23 protein-coding genes are annotated in these 24,146 nt (G+C 67.5%); 15 read left to right on the plus strand and 8 right to left on the minus strand.

Going from position 1 to position 24,146, the window contains the following annotated elements:
* Positions 1-234 precede the first annotated feature (234 nt).
* The 3 genes from AVT10_RS16565 to AVT10_RS16575 all read left to right on the plus strand — a co-directional run bounded on the left by AVT10_RS16565 (position 235) and on the right by AVT10_RS16575 (position 4,356).
* On the plus strand, positions 235-420 hold the full coding sequence (locus AVT10_RS16565; RefSeq protein ID WP_066694036.1) for a hypothetical protein: 186 nt from the start codon (positions 235-237) through the stop codon (positions 418-420).
* A gap of 186 nt (positions 421-606) precedes the next feature.
* The gene (locus tag AVT10_RS16570; protein ID WP_066694084.1) at positions 607-1,377 is read left to right on the plus strand and encodes a DUF3800 domain-containing protein; all 771 of its coding nucleotides are present in this window, start codon (positions 607-609) and stop codon (positions 1,375-1,377) included.
* Positions 1,378-1,644: 267 nt separating this feature from the next.
* Positions 1,645-4,356 (plus strand): TonB-dependent receptor, encoded by a 2,712-nt coding sequence (locus AVT10_RS16575; RefSeq protein ID WP_066694039.1) that lies wholly within the window; start codon positions 1,645-1,647, stop codon positions 4,354-4,356.
* A 197-nt stretch (positions 4,357-4,553) separates the two neighbouring features.
* Here AVT10_RS16575 and AVT10_RS16580 read toward each other — a convergent pair whose 3' ends face one another.
* Positions 4,554-4,958 (minus strand): MerR family transcriptional regulator, encoded by a 405-nt coding sequence (locus AVT10_RS16580; RefSeq protein ID WP_066694042.1) that lies wholly within the window; start codon positions 4,956-4,958, stop codon positions 4,554-4,556.
* A 95-nt stretch (positions 4,959-5,053) separates the two neighbouring features.
* Here AVT10_RS16580 and AVT10_RS16585 point away from each other — a divergent pair, with 95 nt between their 5' ends.
* The 9 genes from AVT10_RS16585 to AVT10_RS18000 all read left to right on the plus strand — a co-directional run bounded on the left by AVT10_RS16585 (position 5,054) and on the right by AVT10_RS18000 (position 12,605).
* The gene (locus AVT10_RS16585) at positions 5,054-6,187 is read left to right on the plus strand and encodes a thiolase family protein (protein WP_066694087.1); all 1,134 of its coding nucleotides are present in this window, start codon (positions 5,054-5,056) and stop codon (positions 6,185-6,187) included.
* A complete protein-coding gene (locus AVT10_RS16590; RefSeq protein WP_066694044.1) occupies positions 6,187-8,502 on the plus strand; it encodes a 3-hydroxyacyl-CoA dehydrogenase/enoyl-CoA hydratase family protein in 2,316 nt (771 codons plus the stop codon). The genes AVT10_RS16585 and AVT10_RS16590 overlap by 1 nt, the downstream gene beginning before the upstream one ends.
* A gap of 243 nt (positions 8,503-8,745) precedes the next feature.
* Positions 8,746-8,940 carry a hypothetical protein gene (locus tag AVT10_RS16595; RefSeq protein WP_066694046.1) on the plus strand — a complete coding sequence of 65 codons (195 nt, stop codon included), beginning with the start codon at positions 8,746-8,748 and terminating at the stop codon, positions 8,938-8,940.
* A gap of 96 nt (positions 8,941-9,036) precedes the next feature.
* Entirely contained in the window at positions 9,037-9,357 is a 321-nt protein-coding gene (locus AVT10_RS16600) for a hypothetical protein (RefSeq protein WP_066694048.1), read from the plus strand.
* 34 nt (positions 9,358-9,391) lie between these two features.
* Entirely contained in the window at positions 9,392-9,757 is a 366-nt protein-coding gene (locus AVT10_RS16605) for a CsbD family protein (RefSeq protein ID WP_066694050.1), read from the plus strand.
* 8 nt (positions 9,758-9,765) lie between these two features.
* Positions 9,766-11,283, plus strand: a complete 1,518-nt coding sequence (locus AVT10_RS16610; protein ID WP_066694089.1) for a helix-turn-helix transcriptional regulator — start codon at positions 9,766-9,768, stop codon at positions 11,281-11,283.
* Entirely contained in the window at positions 11,280-11,459 is a 180-nt protein-coding gene (locus tag AVT10_RS16615; protein WP_066694052.1) for a hypothetical protein, read from the plus strand. Before AVT10_RS16610 ends, AVT10_RS16615 begins: the two co-directional genes overlap by 4 nt.
* Positions 11,460-11,490: 31 nt before the next feature.
* Complete coding sequence (locus tag AVT10_RS16620) at positions 11,491-12,402, plus strand: hypothetical protein (protein ID WP_066694054.1); 912 nt, start codon at positions 11,491-11,493, stop codon at positions 12,400-12,402.
* A 62-nt stretch (positions 12,403-12,464) separates the two neighbouring features.
* The gene (locus AVT10_RS18000) at positions 12,465-12,605 is read left to right on the plus strand and encodes an entericidin A/B family lipoprotein (protein WP_084401825.1); all 141 of its coding nucleotides are present in this window, start codon (positions 12,465-12,467) and stop codon (positions 12,603-12,605) included.
* 381 nt (positions 12,606-12,986) lie between these two features.
* On the opposite strand, the gene AVT10_RS16625 is transcribed toward AVT10_RS18000, so the two are convergent.
* The 3 genes from AVT10_RS16625 to AVT10_RS16635 form a co-directional block, all read right to left on the minus strand.
* A complete protein-coding gene (locus tag AVT10_RS16625) occupies positions 12,987-14,132 on the minus strand; it encodes a copper resistance protein B (protein ID WP_066694056.1) in 1,146 nt (381 codons plus the stop codon).
* Positions 14,129-15,883, minus strand: coding sequence for a copper resistance system multicopper oxidase (locus tag AVT10_RS16630; protein WP_084401826.1), 1,755 nt, complete (start codon positions 15,881-15,883; stop codon positions 14,129-14,131). The genes AVT10_RS16625 and AVT10_RS16630 overlap by 4 nt, the downstream gene beginning before the upstream one ends.
* 403 nt (positions 15,884-16,286) lie before the next feature.
* The gene (locus tag AVT10_RS16635; RefSeq protein WP_066694093.1) at positions 16,287-16,541 is read right to left on the minus strand and encodes a hypothetical protein; all 255 of its coding nucleotides are present in this window, start codon (positions 16,539-16,541) and stop codon (positions 16,287-16,289) included.
* A gap of 154 nt (positions 16,542-16,695) precedes the next feature.
* Between AVT10_RS16635 and katG the strand changes: the two genes are divergently transcribed.
* A complete protein-coding gene (gene katG, locus AVT10_RS16640) occupies positions 16,696-18,930 on the plus strand; it encodes a catalase/peroxidase HPI (RefSeq protein ID WP_066694058.1) in 2,235 nt (744 codons plus the stop codon).
* A 228-nt stretch (positions 18,931-19,158) separates the two neighbouring features.
* Here katG and AVT10_RS16645 read toward each other — a convergent pair whose 3' ends face one another.
* Complete coding sequence (locus tag AVT10_RS16645; RefSeq protein WP_066694060.1) at positions 19,159-20,523, minus strand: NAD-dependent succinate-semialdehyde dehydrogenase; 1,365 nt, start codon at positions 20,521-20,523, stop codon at positions 19,159-19,161.
* A gap of 248 nt (positions 20,524-20,771) precedes the next feature.
* On the opposite strand from AVT10_RS16645, the gene AVT10_RS16650 reads away from it, so the two are divergent.
* Entirely contained in the window at positions 20,772-21,083 is a 312-nt protein-coding gene (locus AVT10_RS16650) for a hypothetical protein (protein WP_066694063.1), read from the plus strand.
* 62 nt (positions 21,084-21,145) lie between these two features.
* Here AVT10_RS16650 and AVT10_RS16655 read toward each other — a convergent pair whose 3' ends face one another.
* The 3 genes from AVT10_RS16655 to AVT10_RS16665 form a co-directional block, all read right to left on the minus strand.
* Positions 21,146-21,640 (minus strand): DUF427 domain-containing protein, encoded by a 495-nt coding sequence (locus AVT10_RS16655; protein ID WP_066694095.1) that lies wholly within the window; start codon positions 21,638-21,640, stop codon positions 21,146-21,148.
* Positions 21,637-22,002, minus strand: a complete 366-nt coding sequence (locus AVT10_RS16660) for a thiol-disulfide oxidoreductase DCC family protein (protein WP_066694066.1) — start codon at positions 22,000-22,002, stop codon at positions 21,637-21,639. Before AVT10_RS16660 ends, AVT10_RS16655 begins: the two co-directional genes overlap by 4 nt.
* 494 nt (positions 22,003-22,496) lie before the next feature.
* Entirely contained in the window at positions 22,497-23,051 is a 555-nt protein-coding gene (locus AVT10_RS16665) for a LuxR C-terminal-related transcriptional regulator (protein ID WP_084401828.1), read from the minus strand.
* Between the two features lie 144 nt (positions 23,052-23,195).
* Between AVT10_RS16665 and AVT10_RS16670 the strand changes: the two genes are divergently transcribed.
* Positions 23,196-24,134: an NAD(P)/FAD-dependent oxidoreductase gene (locus AVT10_RS16670; RefSeq protein ID WP_066694077.1), complete on the plus strand. Its 939-nt coding sequence runs from the start codon at positions 23,196-23,198 to the stop codon at positions 24,132-24,134.
* Positions 24,135-24,146: the final 12 nt, after the last annotated feature.

The following is a 24,146-nucleotide window of genomic DNA, read 5'->3' on the forward strand; positions in this document are numbered from 1 at the left end:
AGCACGTGAACGCACCCGGCAGCTTCGGCCAAGCGCGCGGCATGATAAGGCGAGACATCGACCGCCAAGAACCGCGGCGGAAGGCCTGGCACATGGAAAAACAGGCTGAAACGCCTTTGTCGGACGATCGGTTCCATCTTAACCAATTGATAGTCGGGCCAGGCTATGATTTAGCCACGCAGGCGGCGGGCCGGGGGGCAGCCGCACGATGCAGGCACAAGGATCTGGCGCGCGATGGTCGAGACGGCGGTGTTCACTTACGGGTTGCTGGCCAGCTTCGTGCTGTCGGCCGCCTCGCACAACAAGCGCGCCCAGCGCCCGAACCCGGCGATCATGAACTATATCGGCTATGTCCTGTTCGGCATGTCGGTGGCGGCGGCGGTGCTGCTGACCGGTTATGCGCTGTGGGAGCTGATCTGAGGCTGTAGCGGTCGACGTCGTTCGATTTGGGGCGAATCTTGCCATTCTGGCAATGGTGCCTATATTGCACCGCAAGCTGGGAGTGCTGATTCGTTGGTGCGCTGAACGATTGTTTCACCTGGCTTACCGATTTCGGCAGTTGCAGGGCGGGTCTTTCGGGGCCCGCTTTTTTTTCGGGATGTGGCCGTGCACCTGCTCTACCTCGATGAATCCGGGCACGCCCATGACCCGAGCACGCAGTTTTTCGTACTCGCCGGGTTCAGCGTCTTCGAGCGCCAGACCCATTGGCTGGAAGGGCAGATCGATCCGGTCGCGGCGCGCTTCAGTGCGACCGATCCGCGCAGCATCGAATTTCACGGAAGCCCGATGCGCGGCGGGCAGGGCGACTGGAAAGGCGTTCCGCCGCAGGACCGGGTGCAGGCAGTCGTCGACATTCTGAACCTGCTATCCGACCGGCAACTCAAGCTGCGCGTTTACGCCTGCGTCATCGAAAAGGCGCTGATGAACCCGGAGGACATTCTGGCGACGGCGTTCGAGGACGTCGCGACCTGTTTCGACGGCTATCTGCGATCGCTGTACCAGCAGGGAAATCCGCAACGGGGGATCGTGATCCTCGACAAGAGCAATTACGAAGAGAAGATCCAGTCGCTGTCGCATGTCTTCAAGCATGTCGGTCATGCCAGCGGCCAGTTGCGGAACTTCGCCGAGGTGCCGCTCTTCCTCGACTCCAAGGCGTCGCGCCTGATCCAGATGGCCGATCTGATCGCCTATTGGATATTCCGCCATTTTCAATCGGGCGATTCGCGCGGCTATGATCTCATCCGGCCGTATTTTGCCCGATTCGGTCCGACGGGCGCCGGGGGTTCGGGATTGAAGGAACGGATCGCGCCGGCGACCGCCGCACGGCTCGCATCGTTGGGGCCGCCCGCGCATCCCTTCCCACGCCCGACCGTTTGAAGGCGAGCGACACGCGCCCGTTCGCGACGCTCCGGCATGCAGCGCGACCCGGGTCGCGTCCGGGATGACGGCGATGCCGCAGTCTCCACGACATGACCCGGGACAGGGACGCCGGCGAAGGCATCCATCCGGTGCCCCGACCCCCACGGTACGCCACCGCACAAGACCGCTTGCCGCGCGGTTGGTTGATCGTTAAACCTCCTCAATCTTCCGGATGATGGCCGCACGAACGGCTGCGACGCGGAAGCGATAGGGAGAGGATACGGCATGTCATCCGTGAAGCGGTTCCGCTTGCTCAGCCTGGCCGGGTCGGCCATTTTGCTCGCCACCACGCCCGCGCTGGCGCAGGTACCCGCCCAGACCGCGCCGCCACCGCCGACCGCGCCCGATGGCGCGGTGCAGGATGCGTCGGTGGCGAGCGAGGAGGGTGACATCGTCGTCACCGGCCTGCGCGAGAGCTTGCGGCGGGCGACGGATATCAAACGTAACGCCGACAATATCGTCGATTCGATCGTCGCCGACGATATCGGCAAGCTGCCCGACCAGAATATCGCCGAGGCGATCCAGCGTATTCCCGGCGTCACCATTTCACGCGACAACGGCGAAGGCCAGTTCATCACCGTGCGGGGCCTGGGTCCGGCGTTCAGCAGCGCGCTGTACAATGGCCGCATCCTCGCGACTGAGAATCAGGGGCGCGAGTTCAGTTTCGACATATTGCCCGCCGAGCTGATCAACCGGGTCGATGTGTCGAAGACGCCGACCGCGTCGCAGATCGAGGGCGGAATCGCCGCGACGGTCGACATGTACACCGCGCGCCCGTTCGATTTCAAAGAGGGCAAGATCGCGCTGTCGGCGCAGGCCAATTACGACAAATTGCGCGGGCAGTTCTCGCCGCAATTTTCAGGCCTGCTCAGCAAGACGTTCGGCGACGGCGATTTCGGCATCCTCGGCGCCTTTTCGTACATCGACCGCAAGATCGAGGGGAAGCGCATCTTCACCGACGGGTGGGAGGCGAACCAGTCGCTCGACCTGAACAGGGACGGCACGCCCGAATTTCGCGGGGTGTCGATCCCGACCTATGTCGAATGGGGCACCAACCGCACCAGTCGCAAGCGGATGTCGGGCCTGCTCACCGCGCAGTGGCGGGCGAGCGACGCGCTGCTGTTTACGCTGGACGGCCTCTATTCGAAGCTGGACGTGAACGACGATAACAAGGTGTTCTTCGTCTATGGCGGCCCCGGCGACGTGACCGCGGCGACGGTCGACCAGAACAATACCGTCACCAGCTATACCGGCATCGCGTCGGGGCCGATGTTCACCAACCAGATTCGCCCGCGCCTTGCGACGACGTATCAGGCGGGCGCGAACCTGGCGTGGACTCCGTCCGACCGGTTGACCGGCACGGTCGACTTTTCGTGGTCGAAGGCGACCGACGATACCGGCGGCAACCAGGCGTGGTTCGAAAGCAACCTGGCGACGCCCAGCTATTCGCCCGCCGGCGTCAAGTTCGCGATCGGGCCGACGGGGATGCCGGTCTATACGGGCCTCGGCAACATTCTCGACACGTCGAACGCGCGCGCCGGGTTCCTGACCTATGAGGGCGTCAGCGTCGAGGACGAGATTTATCAGGGCAATACGAACCTGAAATGGAATGTCGACAGCGGCATCCTCCGGCGGATTTCGGGGGGCTTCAACTTTTCGGACCGCAAGAAATCGCGCTTTTCGTTCAAGACCCCCGATGCGCTGCAATGCCTGTATTGCGGGGCCGGGGTGTCGATCCCGTCGAGTGTGTTCACCGGCACGGCGGATGCGACCAACTTCCTCGGCACCGGCATGTTCGAGAGCGCGTACCCGACCTATGCCGCCGCCGACCTCGCGAAATATCTGCTGAGCGATGCGGCGATCAACCAGCTGGCGAACCCGGCGGCGGCGCGCGCGGCGCTGGCGGCCAATGGCGGCGGCTTCGGCGTGATCCCGGTGCCGGGTAACAGCGGATCGGCGCAGGAGCGGACCATCGGCGGCTATGTCGAGGCATCGTTCGGCGGCGATTTCGGCTCGCGGCCGTGGAGCGGCAATATCGGGCTGCGCTATACCCGCACCGAGGTGACGTCGCGCGGGTTCGGGCAGGAGATATTGGGCTTCACCACGCCGGCGGGCGGGGGCGATCCGATCGTCAACCTGTCCAACCCGCAGCCGATCAGCGAGCAGGGGTCGTACAGCCAGCTGCTGCCGAGCGCGAACTTCAAGCTGGACGTGTTCGAGGATGTCGTGTTCCAGGCGGCGGTCGCCAAGACGCTGACCCGCGCGACGCTCAGCGACCTGCTGCTAATCCGCAACATCAACCCGCGGCCGCGCGAACGGGCGATCACCGACGGCAATCCCGGCCTCGAACCGATGATCGGGTGGAATTACGATGCGGCGCTGACCTGGTATCTCGACCGCTCCAGCTTCCTGAGCGTCGCGCTGTTCGCCAAGGACCTGAGCAACATCTCCGAATCGGTGACGACGACGATCCAGGTGCAGGGCCTCGATTTCCGGCGGACGCGGCCGGAAAATGTCGGCAGCCGCAGCTACAAGGGCATCGAGTTTTCAGGCCAGTACACCTTTACCGGGCTGCCCGAACCGCTCGACGGGCTGGGCGTGCAGGCGAATATCAGCCTCGTCGATCCTGACGCGACGACGTACAATGCGGTGGCCTTTTATGAGAAGGGGCCGCTGCAGGCGCGGATCGCGTATAACTGGCGCAACGCGTATCAGCAGACCGAACAGGGCAATCGCGGGCAGCCGGTGAATGTCGATGCGTACGGCATCTGGGACGCGAGCATCAACTATGCGGTCAACGACAAGCTGACGCTGTTCGCGCAGGGGCTCAACCTGTTCAACGAAAAGACGTTTCTGTATTCGGTGTACAAGGAGCGGGTGATCTCGTTCGAAACCTATGGCCCGCGCTACGCGCTGGGGGTTCGGTTGAATTTTTGAGGGGTTGGCCGAAGGGGGCGCTGTCGAAGAAGCGGGACCCCGGGTCAGGCCCGGGGTGACGTCGGTAGGTTTGGCGTATGTCGTCCGCTGCCCCGACCGTACCCCCGCGCAGGCGGGGGTCCAGAGCCACCGGCGGTATCGTGCGTTGCCCTGGATCCCCGCCTGCGCGGGGATACGGTTGGTGGTGGGGTTCCGCCCTACCGCGCCGACCGGCACAGATTGGCGCGGGCGGTCTGTTCGAGTTCCTCCAGTTCCGCCACCGTCTGTTCGAGCGCCTGGCGTTGCAGGTTCAGCGCGTCGATGCGGGTGCGGCAGCGGTCGGCAAGCGCGTGCATCTGTTCGTCGTTGCCCGCGTCGCTGCTGTAGAGATCGAGAAACTCCTGGATTTCGCGCAGGGTGAAGCCCAACCGTTTGCCGCGCAGGATCAGGCGCATCCGCACGATGTCGCGGTGGCTGTAGGCGCGGTTGTTGCCGACGCGGACCGGGTGGATCAGCCCCTTGTCTTCATACAGGCGAAGCGTGCGCGGGGTGATGCCCAGCGTGTCGGCGACGGCGTGGATGCCGCTCAGTTCACCATCCATCGCTGCGTCCCCGTCGGCCATTGCATCGCGTCCATCTACCCTATAGGTAACATAGCTATCCTATGGGGCATATGTCCATGGCAGACATGGACCGACATTCGGGAAGGATCGCGTCGATGAAGGCCGTAATCGCAGGCTATGTTCGTTCTCCCTTTCATCTGGCGGGCAAGGGCGCGCTGGCGCGGGTGCGGCCCGAGGATCTGGCGGCGCAGGTCGTGCGCGGGCTGATCGAGCGCACCGGCGTCGATGCGGCGGAAATCGAGGACGTGGTAATGGGTTGCGCCTTTCCCGAAGGGGAACAGGGCTTCAACGTCGCGCGGATGGTGGCGCTGCTGGGCGACCTGCCGCTGTCGGTCGGCGGCATGACGGTGAACCGCTTCTGCGGATCGTCGATGAGCGCGATCCATATTGCCGCCGGGCAGATCGAGGTGGGGGCAGGCGAGGCGTTCATCTGCGCCGGCCTCGAATCGATGAGCCGGGTGCCGATGGGCGGCTACAACCCGCTGCCCAATCCGGCGCTCGCCGCCAAGAGCGCCGGCGCCTATATGGGCATGGGCGACACCGCCGAGAATGTCGCGACCCAGTATCAGATCACCCGTGACGAACAGGACGCCTTCGCCGTCGCCAGCCAGCGCAAGGCCGCCGCCGCGCGCAGCGAAGGCCGGCTCGCGCAAGAAATCATCCCGATCCAGACCAAGGGCGGGGTGGTCAGCGAGGACGGCACCATCCGCCCCGACACCACCACCGAGGCATTGTCGGGCCTGAAGCCCGCCTTCCGGCAGGACGGGTCGGTCACCGCCGGCACCTCGTCGCCGCTGACCGATGGGGCGAGTGCGGTGCTGGTGACGTCGGAGGAGTTCGCGACGAAGCATGGGCTGACCATCCTCGCCCGGATCAAGTCGATCGGCATTTCGGGCTGCGCGCCCGAGACGATGGGCCTCGGCCCGATCGGCGCGTCGAAAAAGGCGCTGGAGCGCGCGGGGCTGAGCGTCAGCGATATCGATGTGGTCGAGATCAACGAGGCGTTCGCGGCGCAGGCGATCGCCTGCATCCGCGATCTCGGCATCAAGGACGAGGCGATCAACCTCGACGGCGGGGCGATCGCGATCGGGCATCCGCTGGGCGCGACCGGCGCGCGGATCGTCGGCAAGGCGGCGGCGCTGCTGGCGCGCGAGGGCAAGCGCTATGCGCTGGCGACCCAGTGCATCGGCGGCGGGCAGGGCATCGCCACCGTGCTGGAGCGCGCATGATGGACACGGCGATCCGCAAGGTCTGCGTCATCGGCGCAGGGGTGATGGGGGCGGGCATCGCTGCGCATGTCGCCAATGCCGGGGTGCCGGTGCTGCTGCTCGATATCGCCAAGGACGGTCCCGACCGGGATGCGGTGGCGAAGGGTGCCGTCGCGCGCATGCTCAAGACCGATCCCGCGCCGTTCATGTCGAAATCGGCGGCGAAGCTGGTCGAAACCGGCAATATCGACGACCATCTCGACCGCATCGCCGAATGCGACTGGATCGTCGAGGCGATCGTCGAGCGACTGGATATCAAGCAGTCGCTCTATGCCCGGATCGAGGCGCTGAAGCGCCCCGGCACGGCGGTGTCGTCCAACACCTCGACCATCCCGCTCGACCATCTGGTCGCGGGACGCAGCGAGGGGTTCCGCGCCGATTTCCTCATCACCCATTTCTTCAATCCGCCGCGCTATATGCGGCTGATCGAGATCGTGCGGGGCAAGGATACCGACCCGGCGGTCGCGGGCAGGGTCGAGGATTTCGTCGACCGCAACCTCGGCAAGCGGATCGTGCGGGCGAAGGATACGCCGGGCTTCATCGCCAACCGCATCGGCACCTATTGGCTGGCGGTCGCGATCAACGCGGCGATGGATCTGGGGCTGACCGTCGAACAGGCCGACCAGATCGGGGGCCGGCCGATGGGCGTGCCCAAGACCGGCATCTTCGGGCTGGTCGATCTGGTCGGCATCGACCTGATGCCGCTCTTGTCCAAGAGCCTGACCGCGACCTTGCCGCAGGGCGATCCCTATTTCGACACGGTGCGGCCGATGCCGCTGGTCGACAAGATGATCGCGGAGGGGTTCACCGGCCGCAAGGGCAAGGGCGGTTTCTACCGCTTCGACAAGGCGACGCGGACCAAATATGCCATCGACCTCGCCACCGGCGAATATCGCGAACTGCAGACCCCCGCCGACCTGCCCGCCGATGCCGCGAAGGATCTGGGCAAGCTGATCGAACTGGAGGGGCCGTCGGGCGACTATGCCTGGGCGATCCTTGGGCGCGTGCTGCCCTATGCCGCGATGCTGGTGGGCGAGGCGGCCGACGATATCGTCGCGATCGATGATGCGATGAAGCTCGGCTATAACTGGAAATATGGCCCGTTCGAGCTGATCGACCGGATCGGCGCGGGCAAGCTGGCGGCGCGGCTACGGGCCGAAGGGCGTGCGGTGCCGGCGATCCTCGACACCGTGGGCGACCGGACATTCTACCGGGTCGAGGGCGGCCAGCGGCAATATCTGACGCGCGACGGCGCTTACGCCGATGTGGTGCGCGGCGAGGGCGTGCTGCTGCTCGAAGACGTCAAGCTGCGGTCGGAGCCGGTGCTGCGCAACGAATCGGCGGCCTTGTGGGACGTCGGCGACGGGGTCGTCTGCTTCGAGTTCACGGGCAAGAGCAACGCGCTCGACGACAAGGTGGTCGCGCTGCTGAACGAGACGATCGCGGTCGTGCGCGAGCGGTTCAAGGCGCTGGTACTCTACACCGATGCGGCGAATTTCTCGGTCGGGGCCAATCTGTTCCTTGCGCTGTGGGCGGTGAAGTCCGGCGCGTGGGAGCAGATCGAACAGATGATCGGCGGCGGGCAGGCCACGTTCAAGGCGCTGAAATACGCGCCCTTCCCGGTGGTCGCGGCGCCGGCCGGCATGGCGCTGGGCGGCGGGTGCGAGATTTCGCTGCATGCCGATGCGATCCAGGCGCATGCCGAAACCTATATGGGCCTGGTCGAGGCGGGCGCCGGCCTCGTCCCCGGATGGGGCGGACATGGCGAGTTGCTCGACCGGATCGCGAAGGCCAAGGGCACCCCGCGCGGGCCGATGCCGGCGGTGGGCGTCGCGTTCGAGACGATCTCGACCGCCAAGGTGTCCAAGTCGGCGGCCGAGGCGCGCGAGCTGCACTTCCTGCGGGCGTCGGACGGCATTACGATGAACCGCGACCGGTTGCTGGCCGATGCGAAGGCCAGGGCGCTGGCGCTGGTCGATGGGTACACGCCGCCCGAGCCGCCGGTGTATCGCCTGCCCGGCGAAAGCGGCCGGATCGCGATTGCCGATGTCGTGCGCGGGTTCCGGGCGAAGGGGCTGGCGACGCCCTATGACGAGGTCGTGTCGGGCCGCGTCGCCGAGGTGCTGACCGGCGGCGATACCGACATCATCGATGTCGTGACCGAAGAGGCGCTGCTGACGCTGGAGCGCCGTGTGTTCCTCGACGCGATGCGCGACACGCGGACGCAGGACCGGGTGACCCATGTGCTGCAGACGGGGAAGCCGCTCCGGAATTGATGGGCAGGGGTTCGCCCCCTGGTCCGACCGCCACCCCGGGCTTGATCCATCCAGAGTACCCCCGCGCAGGCGGGGGTCCAGGGTTCCGAACGCAGCGGTTGCGTTGCGTGGCTCTGGACCCCCGCCTGCGCGGGGGTACGGGCACGCTCTACCGGCACCAGCGGGCAGGGGGTATCGAACAACCATCCCCACGGGTATTTCTGCAGGATAGCCGGAACGCTAGCGTACCGATAGGATCGGTGCATGGCCATCCCCGACAGTCCTCCGCTCGCTCCGCTGTCCCCGTTGGAGGAACGCGCCTATCTGCTCGGCAGGGCGGAAGTACATCGGCAACTTGCTGAGAATACCGCCGAAATAGAAATACGCGCGATCCATTTGCGCATGGCGCGGCTATACGCGGAGCAGGCGGCGCTGATCGTCATGGTAGTTTCGGACTAGCCGACCCCGCAAAGATACCAGGAACACTGTTCCTGCCGATAGGTTGATGCGCCCTGACCGGTCGCACCCCTGCGACCGTGTCGTGGGAGACCGGCGATGAAGGCAGTTGCGATTACCCTGCTCGGCACCTTGGCACTGGGCGCCTGTGCCGCGCCCGCGACCCGTATCTCGACCGGGCTCCAGCGTTACGGGCTGGACGAGGCGCGCGCCGATTGCGTCGGTACGCGGCTGCAGGGCGACCTGTCGCTCGGCCAGCTGCAACAGCTCGGCCGCGCCGCCGCCGCGTACAAGAAGGACGATCCCAATCCGGCCGCGCTGACGGTCGGCGACCTCGTGCGCGTGGCGGGCGAGATCAAGGACCCGGCGATCGCGCTGGCGGTCGGCAAGGCGGCGGCGGGCTGCAACGTCCTGCCCTGATTTCCCGCGAACCATCCGACAAAGGACAAGCATCATGAACAAGGACGAGTTCCAAGGCGGCGTGCGCTACGCGACCGGCAAGGTCGAGAAGGCGGTCGGCGACGTGGTCGACCATCGCGGATTGCAGGTCGACGGCGTGGTCGACCAGGTCGCGGGCGGCGCGCAGCACAGCTATGGCCGCGTCCGCGCGATCATCGAGGATGCGATCGAAAGCGCCCCGGCGCTGGCCGAAGAGGCACAGGCGAAGCTCAAGACCGCCGGCCGTCAGGTCGCCGATCGTGCGCAGCAGGGCGGCAAGGTCGCGCAGCGCACCGTAGAGGATCAGCCGCTGTTGTGGGCGGCGGGTGCCGCGCTGCTCGGCTATGGCCTGGCGTGGCTGCTGCACGGGCGTCGCGGCTGAGCGGACCCATGAGCGAGGCTGCGTTCAAGTCCCTGCGCGAGACCGCCGATCTGCGCCATCTGCGCCAGATCGTCGCGGGCCTCGACGAGGGGGTGATCCTGATCGATCCCGACCAGAGCCTGCTGTGGGCGAACGATGCCGCGCTGGCGATGCACGGGGTCGGCGACATTGCCGACCTCGGCGCGACGGTCGAGGAATATCGCTCGCGCTTCCAGCTGCGCTATCGCAACAACCACCGGCTCGAAGCGGACGATTATCCGCTCGAGCGGGTGGTGGCGGGCGACCGATTCTCCGAAGTGGTGGTCGAGGTGACCGTCGCGGGCGAGGAGGAGCCGCGCTGGGTCCATCAGGTGCGCAGCCTCGTGCTGAACGACAGCGACGACGGTGAACCGGCGTGCCTGGTGCTGATCCTGCAGGACGTGTCGGCGCAATATGAAGCGGAGGACCGGTTCGAACAGTCGTTCAACGCCAATCCCGCCCCCGCCGTCATCTGTCGCCTGCGCGACCTGCGCTTCGTGAAGGTCAATCAGGGGTTCCTCGACATGACCGGGTTCGAACGCGAACAGGTGCTGGCGAAGACGGTGTACGATATCGACGTGCTGCGCGCGGCCGAGCGGCGCGACCTTGCCAAGGAACGGCTGAGCGAAGGGCGCACCATCCCGCAGATGGAGGCCGAGCTGGAACTGCCCGGCGGCGGGACCAAGCTGGTCATCGTCGCGGGACAGCCGATCGATATGGGCGATCAGCCGTGCATGTTGTTCACCTTCGCCGACCTCGAACCGCGGCGCACGGCGGAAGCGGCGCTGCGCCATAGCGAGGAGCGCTTCACCCGGATGTTCCAGCTGGCGCCGGTGCCGATGGCGATCGGTGCGCGCGACGGGCATCTGCTGTGCGGGGTCAATGCCAGCTTCACCGCGATGACCGGCTATGACGCGGACGAGATCATCGGCCGGCCGCTGGGCGAGGTCGAATTGTGGGAAAGCGGCGAGGTGCGCAAGGGCATCGAGCAGGCGATCGACGCCGGCCGCGACCTGCGCGGGCATGAGGCGCGCATCCATGCCAAGGACAACGCGATCATCGACTGCCTGATTTCGACCGAGGCGATCCGCCTGGGCGACGATGCGTGCGTGCTGTGGGCGTTCCAGGACATCACCCAGCGCAAGGCGACCGAGCTGGAACTGGTCGAGGCGATCGAGGCGGTGATGAAGGACACCAGCTGGTTCAGCCGATCGATCATGGAGAAGCTGGCCCGGCTGCGCACGCCGCAGGCGGCCAATGACGGCCCCGGCCTCGACGACCTGACGCCGCGCGAACGCGAGGTGCTGGCGCTGATCTGTCGCGGGTGCGACGACAAGACGATCGCGCGGACGCTGGATGTGTCGGGCAATACCGTGCGCAACCATGTCGCGCGCATCTATGCCAAGATCGGCGTCAACCGCCGCATCGCCGCCGTCGCCTGGGCCCGCGCGCGCGGCTTCGACGGCGACGCGCTCGACCGGAACATCGAACAGGAGGCGACATCATGACCGACCATGACGACCGGTCGCCCGACAAGAAGGCGGCCGACCGAACCCGGGCTTCGGTGCTGGAGGCGATGGGCACGCTGATGGGCGATGACGGCGCCCGGCGCGACGGGGCGAAGCGCAAGCAGGACCCCGACGCCGACCCGGACGCCGGGAAGGATTTGCCGGACGCGCGCTGACGCGCCCGCAAGAGTTTCAACAGGAGACAACATGGCTACCAATATTTCCAACGGCTTCGCGCCGGTCGACGAGACGCGCCTGGGCAAGACCGCGACGCGGCTGTCCTGGGGTGCGGTGTTCGCCGGCGTCGTCATCGCGGTGGCGGTGCAGCTGGTGCTCGGCATTCTCGGCGCCGGGATCGGCCTGAGCATGGTCGATCCGGTCGAAGGCACCACGCCGGGGGCGGCCGGATTCGGCATCGGCGCCGGCATCTACTGGCTGATCACGACCGTCGTCGCACTGGGCGCGGGCGGCTATGCCGCGGCGCGGGTAGCGGGCGTGCATGAACGCTTCGACGCGCTGGTCCATGGCCTGGTCGTGTGGGGCGTCACGCTGATCCTGACGCTGTACCTGCTGACCTCGGCGGTCGGCGGCATCATCGGCGGCGCGTTCCGCACGGTCGGCGCGGTCGCGGGCACGGCGGGCAATGCGGTGGGTGCCGTGGCGTCGGCCGCTCCGGTCGCCGCATCGGCCGCCGGCGTCGACGGGCAGGACGTGCAGGAAGCCGCGCGCGACGTGCGCAGCGAAGCCGCCGCGTACCTGTCGGATGCGCCCAACGATCCGGCGCAGATGACCCAGGAACAGGCGCAGGCCGAAATCGCCCGCCAGCTGCCCGCGCTCGCCCGCGGCGGTGCCGAGGGCCAGCAGGCCGAGAGCCGCATCGTCGACGTGGTCGCCGCGCAGCGCAAGATCAGCCGCGAAGAGGCGCAGGCGCAGGTGACCCGCGCCAAGCAGCAGTTCGTCCAGACCAAGAACGAGGCCGTCGCCACCGCCAAGTCGGCGACCGACAAGGCCGCGGGCGCCGCCGCCGGCACCTCGTTCGTCCTCGTCCTCGCGCTGCTGATCGGCGCGGCGGCGGCCGGTTTCGGTGCAACCGCGGCGACCCGCCGCCGGCTGCACTGAGTGTGCGCGGCGGGCCGGCGTATCTCGGTCCGCCGCATCCTTTCCTGCATGGGAGAAACGACATGACCAAGAAGATCGCCCTCGGCCTCGTCCTCGCCGCGTCGGTAACGCTGGGCGCGTGCAATACCGTCAACGGCGCGGGCAAGGACCTGCGTTCGGCCGGATCGGCCGTGTCCGGCGCATCGGGCCAGGACAAGAAGTGACGGCAGGACGGCGCGGTGGGTGACCATCGCGCCGTTTTTCCTTGTCGTCACCCCGAGCTTGACCCGGGGTCCCGCTTATTCCTGCCGTAGAAGAAGAAGCGGGACCCCGGATCAAGTCCGGGGTGACGTTGTGGGTGGGGCTGCCTTCGTCATTCCCGCGCAGGCGGGAATCCATTGTCGCTGCCGGTCCAGCTTGATCCGCGACGCTGGCGTCTATGGACTCCCGCCTGCGCGGGAGTGACGACGGGCGGGTCCGGACGGCCGAGCTGAACCAGACGTCATCCCAGCGAAGGCTGGGATCTCTCGTTGACAGCACGTCGCAGGAGCCGCTGGAGACCCCAGCCTTCGCTGGGGTGACGTTTCAGGCGGACGGGCCGAAGGTTAGAACCACGCTCTCACGCCGAAGACAAAACTAACGCCCCCGGTATCGTCACCCCTTGCGCGACCGAACCGCGCGGTCCGGCCGAACCGGCGTTCCCACGCGACGCCGATGTAGGGCGCGAACTCGCGTACCCCTTCGTAGCGCAGGCGCACGGCCGCCTCCATCGTCGACAGCCCGGCGCCGGTGCCGGTCGCCGCGACGTCCTGGGCCGACAGGTTCGCCTCGATCCGGGGTTGCAGCGTGACGTAATTGGTGATGCGCTGGTCGTAATAGCCCTCGATCCGGCCAAGCAGTTCGCCCTTGGTCGACAGGAACAGCGCGCCGCCGACCTCGAACCAGCCTGGGGCCAGCCCCTCGATACCGACGGTCGCATAGGTGCGCGACGGGTGCGGGCGAATGTCGTGGCGGATGCCGGCCTGCAGATTCCAGTAGGGATCGAGCGCGCGTGAGTAGAGCGCCTGCACTTCGGCGTGGCCGACCGCGCTGCCGAATTCGCCTTCGCCCTCAGACTTGAGCCACAGCCGGTGGATGTCGCCGCCGATCCAGCCCTGACCTTCCCAGCGATAGCCGTCGCGGCCCTTGCGCAACTGCACCTCGGCGAGGTCGGCAAGGCCCATGGCGAAGGTCATGCCGCCATGTTCGCGGCGCAGGGCATTGTCGCGGGCGGCGGCCATCGCTTGCGCGCCCCAGAAGCGGTCGGCAAGATGATCGCGCGCCGGTGCGGGAGCGGGCCTGTTTCCCGGCGGCAGGTCGGTGCCGGTCGCGCCCGTTGCCATGTCATCGGCTTGCGGGTCCGGCATGGTCATGCCCGACATGTCGTGTCCGGCGTGCGGATCGGTGGCGGGCGGCCGCATCGTCATGCCCGGCATGGCGTGACCGGCATGCGGGTCCGCCGCCGTGCCCGGCTGCATCGCGGACATGTCGTGGCCCGCATGGGGATCGGGTGCCGTCGGGGTCGCGGGGGGCTTCCGTCTGGCCGGGGCGGGGCGCGTGGGCTTGCGCTTCGCGGCGGGCTTGCGCGCCGGTTTGGCGGCGGGACGCGCAGGCATCACCACGCCGGGCATGTGCATCGAATGATCCATCGCCTGCGCGATCGCCGGGGCGGGGGCGAGCACGGCGCCGGCCAGCAACAGCGCGCGGATCATGCCGACGCCTCCGCATCGCGACGAACCTGCACCACGCGCATCATGCCGGCATGCATGTGGTAGAGCATGTGACAGTGGAACGCCCAGTCGCCTTCCTCAGCCGTAACGTCCCAACTGACCGTGCCGCCGGGCTGGACCAGCACGGTATGCTTGCGCGGGGCATGGTCGCCCTTGCCGGTGACCAGTTCGAAGAAATGGCCGTGGAGATGGATCGGATGGCCCATCATCGTGTCGTTGATAAGCGTCACGCGCACCCGCTCGCCATGGCGCAGCGCGATCGGATCGGGGTTTTCCGACAGCTTTTCGCCGTCGAAGCCCCACATATAGCGCTCCATATTGCCGGTCAGGTGCAGCCGGACCTCGCGGTCGGGCGCGCGGGTGTCGGGGTTGCGCTCCAGCGCGACGAGATCGCGATAGGTCAGCACGCGGTGGTCGACGTCTTCGAGGCCCTGTCCCGGATCGCCGGTGCGGTCGACCGGCATGGGGGAGATGGTCTGCACCCCCGGTCCCTTGCGCACCTGCGGTGCACCCGAAAAATCGCGCATCTTCATGTCGGCCATGTCGTGGCCGGCAGCAGGGGTGGGGGCGGCGTGGCCCATCGCCGCATGGTCCATCGCGCCGTGATCCATGCCCGCCATGCTCCCATGGTCCATCCCCATGTCCTGCATCGTGGCGAGCGGACGGAGACGCAGCGGCGGGACGGCGGCGGTCATGCCGATACGAGGCGCGAGGGTGGCGCGGGCCATTCCCGAGCGGTCGATGCTCTCGCCCACCAGCGTATAGGCGTTGCCGTCGCCCGGCACGACGATCGCGTCATAGGTCTCGGCCGGGCCGAACTGGAATTCGTCGATCTCGACCGGCTGCACGTTCAGCCCGTCGGCGGCGACGATCCGCATGCGCAGGCCGGGTATCCGCACGTTGAAGGTGGTCATGGCCGAGGCATTGATGAAGCGCAGCCGCACCCGCTCGCCCGGCGTGAACAGCGCGGTCCAATTGTCCTCAGGGCCATGGCCGTTGACGAGATAGGTGTAGGTCGACCCCGTCACGTCGGCGATATCGGCCGGGTCCATCCGCATCGCGCCCCACATCGCGCGCTCCTTCTCCGACTGGTCGCGGCCGGCGAGGAGACCGGCGAGCGTCTGACGCTGGCGGTTGAAATAGCCCGGCTCCTTCTTCAGCCGGTCGAACAGGACGTGCGGGTGGCGGAAGCTGTGGTCGGACAGAACGATGACATGCTCGCGGTCGAACGCCGCCGGGTCCGCCTCGCGCGGGTCGATCACGATCGGGCCGTACAGCCCCTCCTGCTCCTGCAGTCCCGAATGGCTGTGATACCAATAGGTGCCGCTCTGGATCACCGGGAATTCATAGGTGAAGGACGAACGCGGCGCGATGCCGGGGAAGGAGATGCCGGGCACCCCGTCCATCTGGAACGGCAGCAGCAGTCCGTGCCAGTGGATCGAGCTTGGCTCGTCGAGCGTGTTGACGACGTTGATGCGCGCCTTCTGCCCCTCGCGCAGGCGGACCAGCGGGGCGGGGCTGGTGCCGTTGATGCCGATCGCATGGGCGGCGCGGCCGTCGATCCGGCGCATCGCATGGCCGATGGTCAGCGTGATGTCGTCGCCCGACACGCTCGGCAACGGCGTGGCGGTCCCCGGCGATCCGCTCTGTGCCCATGCCGGACAGGCCATCGTCAGCGCGCCGCCGAGCGTGGCACCGCGCAGCAGCTGGCGGCGGTCGAGAAGGGGGGACATGAGGGACTCCTGACGACACGGGCAGCGGCGCGGCCCGCCGGTTTTGTGGCGGTTCGGGCAGCGAACGGCAAGCGTTACCCGGTTCCGATAAGAATGATTATGTAAAGACGGGATGGGTTTGGGTGATCGTTTGCCCCTTCGTCACCCCGGACTTGATCCGGGGTCCCGCTTTCTCTCGACGGTCGGAGGGAAGAAGAAGCGGGACCCCGGGTCAAGCCCGGGGTGACGCTGTGGGTAAGGCTTCGTTCGTCATTTCCGTGCAGCCGGGCGTGACAAAGGGGTCCGGATCGTCCGAGCTTGACCAGACGTCATCCCAGCGAAGGCTGGGATCTCTCGTTGGTAGCACGTCACAGGAGCCGCTGGAGGCCCCTAGCCTTCGCTGGGGCGACGGTTTGGGGTAAGTTCACCCTTCCTCGAGCTCCACCACCTCGAACGCATAGTCGCGCCAGCCCCGTTGCCGGGCGGCGTCCTGCGTCGCGGCGCGCTTGCCGGTCGCTTCCTTCAGCGACGCGGCATGGCCCCAGAAGACCTCGGTCTTGCCATTTTCGAGCGTGGCGACGATCCGCCAGAAATGGGTGAAGGGCGCGTTGGTCGGGCCGATGGTCTTGACCCAGCCATCGGCCATGGTCGCTCTCAGGATGCGCTTCTTGCGGGCCATCGCCCGGCCATAGCGCTTCGGCGCATCGCCGTCATCGCCGCCGGACCCCACCGTCTCCAATCGAGTTTTCCGCCAAGTGTGAACGAGACAATTGCTTACCCTGATGCGGCGTTAGCGGTTAGTCTCACCGCCATTCTGATGGAGAGCCTGAGCTATGGACGCAAAGACCGGAGAGATGAGCGGCTGCCCGATCCACCAACCGAACACGGTTCGATCGCTGGTGGGTCGCACCAACCGCGACTGGTGGCCTGATGCGCTGCCGCTGGAAGTGCTCAACCAGGGCGGCACCTCGCCCGACCCGATGGGGCATGAATTCGATTATGCCGAAGCCTTCAAGCAGCTCGACTATCATGCGCTGAAGGCCGATCTGAAGGCGCTGATGACCGACAGCCAGCCCTGGTGGCCGGCCGATTACGGCAATTATGGCGGTCTGTTCATCCGCATGGCGTGGCACGCCGCCGGCACCTACCGCACCGCAGACGGACGCGGTGGCGCGAACAGCGGGCAGCAGCGCTTCGCCCCGCTCAACAGCTGGCCGGACAACGGCAATCTCGACAAGGCGCGCCGCCTGTTGTGGCCGATCAAGCAGAAATACGGCAAGCATATCAGCTGGGCCGACCTGTTCATCCTGGCCGGCAATGTCGCGATCGAGAATATGGGCGGGCCGGTGTTCGGCTTCGGCGGCGGTCGTGCCGATGTGTTCGAGCCGGAAAAGGACATTTACTGGGGGTCGGAAGAGCAGTTCGTCGGCCATCCCGACAACAAGACCCGCATCCTGCCCGAGGAAGAGCTGGAGCTGGAACAGCCGCTGGCCGCGATCCAGATGGGCCTGATCTACGTCAATCCGGAAGGTCCCGGTGGCGTGCCCGACGCGATGCAGTCGGCGCGCGACATCAAGGAAACCTTTGCCCGGATGGCGATGAACGTCGAGGAAACCGTCGCGCTGACTGCCGGCGGGCATACCTTTGGCAAGGCGCATGGTGCCGGCGATCCGACCTTGGTCGGGGAATCGCCCGAGGGTGCCGATATCTCGCTGATGGGGCTGGGCTGGACCAACAGCTTCGAAAGCGGCTTTGGCGAGCACACCACCACCAGCGGCATCGAGGGCGCGTGGGTGAACACCCCCACCGAATGGTCGGGCAATTATTTCCGCCTGCTGCTCGATTACGAGTATGAACTCGTGCGCAGCCCGGCGGGTGCCAAGCAGTGGCAGCCGATCAATCAGAAGGAAGAGGACATGGCCCCCGCGGCGCATGATCCGAACCTGCGGGTGCCGACGATGATGACCACTGCCGACATGGCGCTGAAGGTCGATCCCGAGATGCGCGCCATTTCGGAGAAGTTCCGCCACGACCATGAAGCGTTCAAGGACGCCTTTGCCCGCGCCTGGTTCAAGCTGACCCACCGCGACATGGGGCCGAAGGTCCGCTACCTCGGGCCGGAAGTGCCGGAAGAGACGCTGATCTGGCAGGACCCGGTGCCCGCCGGCACCATGCCGTCGGACGCCGATGTCGCGGCGTTCAAGGCGAAGATCCTCGACGCCGGCTTCTCGGTCGGACAGCTGGTCAAGACCGCCTGGGCCTCGGCCTCGACCTATCGCCGGTCGGACCATCGCGGCGGCGCCAATGGCGCGCGCATCGCGCTGGAACCGCAGCGCGGGTGGAAGGTGAACGAGCCGGAGGAACTGTCGGCCGTCCTCGCCAAGATCGGCGAGCTGAAGGGCAGCCTGTCGCTGGCCGATGCGATCGTGCTGGCCGGCAATGCGGCGATCGAGAAGGCGGCGAAGGATGCCGGCTTTGCGATCGACGTGCCCTTCACCGGCGGTCGCGGCGACGCGACGCAGGAATGGACCGATGCCGACAGCTTCGCGGTGATGGAACCGGTCGCCGATGGCTTCCGCAATTACCTCAAGACCAAGCATAGCGTGAAGACCGAGGAGCTGCTGCTCGACCGGGCGTCGCTGCTGGGCCTGTCGGTGCCGGAAATGACCGTGCTGGTCGGTGGCCTGCGCGTGCTCGGCGCCAACTACAAGGACGCACCGGAAGGCGTGTTCACCGACCGCAAGGGGCAGCTGACCAACGACTTCTTCGTCAACCTGCTGAACAACGACACCTTCTGGAAGGTGGTCGACACCAGCGCCGACGAGGAGTTCATCGGCTATGACCGCGCCGGGCAGCACGAGCGCTGGCGCGCGACGCGCACCGACCTGATCTTCGGGTCGAACAGCCAGCTGCGCGCGGTGGCCGAGGTCTATGCCGAGAACGGGCATGAGGAAAAGTTCGTGCGCGATTTCGTCACGGCATGGACCAAGGTGATGAACGCCGACCGGTTCGACGTGGAACAGAACCACGACAGCGTGCAGCCGATCGGGGTTGCCGAACCGGCCTGATTTTCGGGCGTTTCGGTTGAAGGTGAGCGGCGCGGGAGGGATCCCGCGCCGTTTGCTGTTTGGGGGGGGCTAAACGGTCGCTGTTTCCGCGAAGGCAGGACCTCGGCGATACTTCCCCTACCCGTGCCCCCGCGCAGGCGGGGGTCCAGAGCCAGGAAAACTGCGGCCTGTGGGTGTGACCCTGGACCCCCGCCTGCGCGGGGGTACGGCCAGAGAATAGGCCGCCTCCTACGGCCGGAAGACCGTCTTCAGGTTCATGAACTCGTGCAGGCCGAACGGGCCCAGCTCGCGGCCATGGCCGGAGCGCTTGATGCCGCCGAACGGGGCTTCGGGCGAGGAGGCGAGCATCTGGTTGATCGCGGTCATGCCCGCGGCGATGTCGCGGACGAAGCGGTCCTGTTCGGCTTCGTCCTGCGTCCACACCGCCGAGCCGAGGCCGAACGGGATCGCGTTGGCGATGCGGATCGCGTCGTCGATATCGGCCGCGCGGAAGACCATGGCGATGGGGCCGAAAATCTCCTCCGCCATCAGCGGGCTGTCGAGCGGCACGTCGGTCAGGATGCCGGCGGTGAGATACGCGCCGGGCAGGTCGGGCTTCTCCCCGCCGAACAACAGTGTCGCGCCCTGCCGCTTGGCCTCGGCCAGCTGTTCGAGGACGGTGTCACGCTGTTCGAAGCTGCTGAGCGGCCCCATGTCGCTGGCCGGATCGGTCGGGTCGCCGGCCTTTACCGCGCGCATCGCCGCCGCATAGCGGTCGAGGAACGCGTCGTAGATATCGGCGTGGACGATCATCCGCTTGGCGCAGATGCATGACTGGCCGCTATTCTGGATGCGACCGGTCACCGCCGCCTTGACCGCCGCGTCGAGGTCGGCCGAGGGCATGACGATGAACGGGTCCGAGCCGCCCAGTTCCAGCACGACCTTCTTGAGGTTCCGCCCGGCTTGTTCCGCGACGGCGACCCCTGCCCCCTCGCTGCCGGTCAGCGTCACCGCGACGATACGGTCGTCGGCGATCAGGTCGGCGATGGCGGAGGATTTGATGGCGAGGTTCTGGAACAGCCCCTCCGGTGCGCCGGCCTCCAGCGCCATTTCCTCCATCAGGGCCGCCACGCCCTGCACGATGCTGGCGTGCTTGAGGAGCGCGACATTGCCGGCGAGGATGGTTGGGGCGAGGAAGCGGACCGCCTGCCAATAGGGGAAGTTCCACGGCATGATCGCCAGCACCGGACCCTGCGGGAGCCAGGTGACCTCCGCCGTGCCGCCGCCGGTCAGTTCGGTGCGCTGGGGCTCCAGCATCGCCGGGCCGTGATCGGCATAATGGCGGAAGGCGGCGGCGCATTTGTCGACCTCGGCCAGCGCCGATTTCAGCGTCTTGCCCATCTCGTCGGTCGCCATGCGGGCTAGCGACTCGCGGTTCGCGTCATAGCGATCGGCGACGGCGCGCAGCAGCGTGACGCGGTGGGCGATCGGGGTCCGGCGCCATTGGTCGAACGCCGTCGCGGCCTTGGCAAGCTTCTGCTCCAGTTCGTCGGCGGTCAGTTCGGGGTGGGTGGCGAAGCGTTCCCCGGTGGCGGGGTTGGTGCTGTGGAACATGGGCCTCCGGGGGCGAAAAGGTGGCGAAGGTTACGCGATTGGCGGTTTCAACGCCGGGCGGCGGGCGGGGTTGCGGCGGGCGCATCCCAAGAGTTGGGAAATGGCGCCTGACAATGGCGGCGAATCCCACAGCTACAATTGTAGTCGTAGCGTAAGCTATTGATATTACTGCCTTCGTAAAACTGGCACGGCGGGTGCAATGTTGTCGGCATCACCGGAACCAACCGGAAATTCAAGGGAGCCATAGCATGACCGTCATCCGCACCATCGCTTCGATCGTCCTCGGCCTGGCCGCGACCACCTCTGCCTTTGCCGCCGAGCCGGAAGCCGCCCCCGCCCCTGCCCCGTCGCCGGTCGCGGTCGCTGCCGGTGGTTCGGTCGCCACCAGCGTCACGCTGGCCGCCGGTCCCGCCGCGGTCGCGTTCAAGGCATCGCCCAACGCCCGCTACTGCTTCCGCACCGAAACCACCGGCAGCCGCATCCTGACCAAGGTGTGCAAGACCCGCGGCGAGTGGGAAGCCCGCGGCGTCGACCTGGACCGCGCGCTCGCCGGGCGCTGATCCTTCCCCGCCCCCACGCCTGCGCCGCCCCTGCTTCGTCATGAAGCGGGGGCGGTGTCACGTCACCAGCCCATCGTGCCCGGTGGCCCCTTGAACGGGCCGGCAAGGTCGGGGGTGATCCATCCGCCATAGAAGCCGCCCGGCTGCGGGGTGACGGTTACGCCGTCGACGGTGCAGCGGTCGAACGGGCCGGCATAGAAGGCGATGTGGCCGGCGAGGATGCGGAAGGCGGGCGTCGGGTCGGCATAGCTCCACCCAACCCGCGGCAGCACGGTATCGCCGACGACCACGTCCCAATAGCGCGCCTGCCCCTTCCATTCGCACAGCGACCGGCCGGGCGCGGGGCGCAGCAGCTCCATCGCAATATCGTCCTGGGGCAGGTAATAGCCGGGCGGGTGGCTGGTCTCCAGCGTGCGCACGGCGCGGGTCGTGTCGGCGATCACCCTGCCCAGATGTTCGATGCGGATGCGGCGGTCGCACGGCTCGGCGATGGCCGGGCGGGGAAAGTCCCACACGCTGACCTGCCCCGGCGCTACGGACTCGCGGCGCGGCGTCACCGCACCCACCGTCGCAGCGCGGGGCGGACGCGCAGGAAGCGGAGGTAGAGGCGTTCGAGCATGCGCAGCACGATGCGGTTGCGCGCGGCGAGGCCGAACGGGCGCAACAGCGGGATCGCGCGCCACATCGCGGCGAAGGCGGCGGCGCCCGACACCATCCGCCCGTTTTCGCGCGCGTGAAAGCGTTGCAGCAACAGGCCGCGATCGATCGGGGTGAAGGTGTCGGGGGTGCCGGCATCGATGAAGTCGATCCGCCGCCCCCGGTCGAGCCGCTGCATCAGCGCGATTTCCCGCCGGCACAGCGGACAGCCGCCGTCATACCACACGGTCAGCCGCGCCGGCGCGGACGGCCGGTCAGCCATGGGTCATCTGATAGAACAACACCAGCGCGAGGATCGCCATCATCAGCACGACGCCCAGATAGGTCATCAATATCTTGGCGGGGCGAGGCATGGGACGCAACCTTTCCGGGCGGCAGCGCCACCCTTTCATGTGTCGGGGCCAAGATGGGGAGCGGCGCGCGCGTGACAGCTGTACCAAGGGGCAAGGCCGGTACGATGGCGGCGGAAGTTGACACTTGCGGGTCGGCGGCGGGCGGACCGACCGGGAAAGGCGCCGGCTGCGGTTGTGCGCCCGCGCAGGAGGGGGGCGGCGTTCAGCAGAGCAACGGTTGCGCCCGTGACCCTGGACCCCCGCCTGCGCGGGGGTACGGGTTGCGGTCGGGGACGCGGGGGGGGCAACTTCGGCGAAGAAGCGGGACCCCGGATCCAGTCCGGGGTGACGTGGGGGTTGGGCGAGGTCCCCCCTGCCCCCCGTTTGCTTCGAGCCTGCCGAGAACCGAACGGGGCGGCGGGCGCTACAGCCCCTGTTCGACGGCGAGGCGGATCGCTTCGGCGACCGTGCGGCAGCCGAGCGCCTGCAGCATTTCCGCGCGGTGCAGCTTTACCGTGCGTTCGCTGATGCCCAGTTCATAGGCGATCTGTTTGTTGAGCAGCCCGCGCATCACCCCGTTCAGCACGTCGCGCTGGCGCGGGGTCAGGTTGGCGAAGCGGGCGGCGGCGTCATGGTCGGGGGGCGTGCCGACCTCGATCTGCGAGCCGAGCATGTAGCGCAGGCGCCCGTCGTCGCCGAAGATCGGCGCGAGCATGACGGCGTTGCGGAACGGGGTGCCGTCCTTCTTGTAATTGAGGATCTCGACCAGCGTCGCGCGACGTTCGCGGACGGCGGCGCGCAGTTCCTCGGTCGCGGTCTCCTCGGTATCCGCGCCGCGCAGGAAGCGGCAGTTGCGGCCGAGAATCTCGTCCTCGGCATAGCCGGTCAGGTCGATGAACGCCTGGTTGCAGGCGATGATCGGCGTGTCGGGCAGATTGGGGTCGCTGATGACGGCGGCGATGGCGCTTCCGGTAATCATTTCGCGCGGGGACATGGGCTGCTGACCGAACCGACCGGCGGCCCCGATTGGCCGCTCCAGATGGTTGCCTTTGCACCGGGAAACGCAGCGCGGCAACATCGTGTCCGGCCCGTGCGTTGCGTCGCAGCGAAAACGGGAGATGGCATGGTGGGCGAGATTGCGATCATCGGCGCGGGGATGGCCGGGCTGTCCTGTGCCACTGCGCTCCACGAAGCGGGACGGACGGTCACGCTGTTCGACAAGGGGCGGCGGCCGAGCGGGCGGATGGCGAGCCGGGCGGTGTCGGCCGACGGCCAGGATTTTGCGTTCGATTTCGGGGCGCTGTACATGACCGGGCGGGACGCGGGCTTCGTCGCGCAGTTGCAGGCATGGGAAGCGGCGGGGATCGCCGCGCGCTGGCCGGCGGCGGGCGAGGATGCGTGGGTCGGCACGCCGGTCATGGATGCGCCGCTGAAAGCGATGGCCGATGCGCTCGACGTGCGCTGGTCGAGCCATGTCCATGGGGTGCGGCGTGACGGCGGGCGTTGGCGGGTCGAGCTGGAGGGCGAAGCGGTCGGGCCGTTCGATGCGGTGGTGCTGGCGCTGCCGGCCGAACAGGTCGTGCCGTTGGCCGAGGGCGTGGACGATGCGCTGGCGGAGCTGGCGCGCGGGCATCGTTCGGCGCCGTGCTGGACGGTGATGCTGGGGTTCGATGCGGCGATCGATGCGCCGGATTTGCTCGACGGGCACGGGGTCATCGACCGGGCGGCGCGCAACCCGGCCAAGCCCGGCCATGGCGGGGGCGAGGCGTGGACGATCCATGCCGATGCCGACTGGTCGGAGCGTCATGTCGAGGCGGAGCGGGACTGGGTGGTGGCGCAGCTGACTGCGGCGCTGGGCGAGCGGGTGGCGGGGTTGCCGGCGCCGGTGGTCGGGGCGGCGCATCGCTGGCGCTATGCGCGGTCGGACGGCGCGGGCGTCGGGTGCTATTGGGCCGAGGGGCTGGGGGCGTGCGGCGACTGGCTGGTCGCGCCGCGGGTCGAGGGGGCGTGGGTTTCGGGGCGGGGGGTGGCGGCGAGGTTGACGTCGCAGACCAACGGTTGACGTACTCCGGTG

The sequence above is a fragment of the Sphingomonas hankookensis genome, assembly GCF_001619955.1.
Classification (GTDB): Bacteria; Pseudomonadota; Alphaproteobacteria; order Sphingomonadales; family Sphingomonadaceae; genus Sphingomonas; species Sphingomonas hankookensis_A.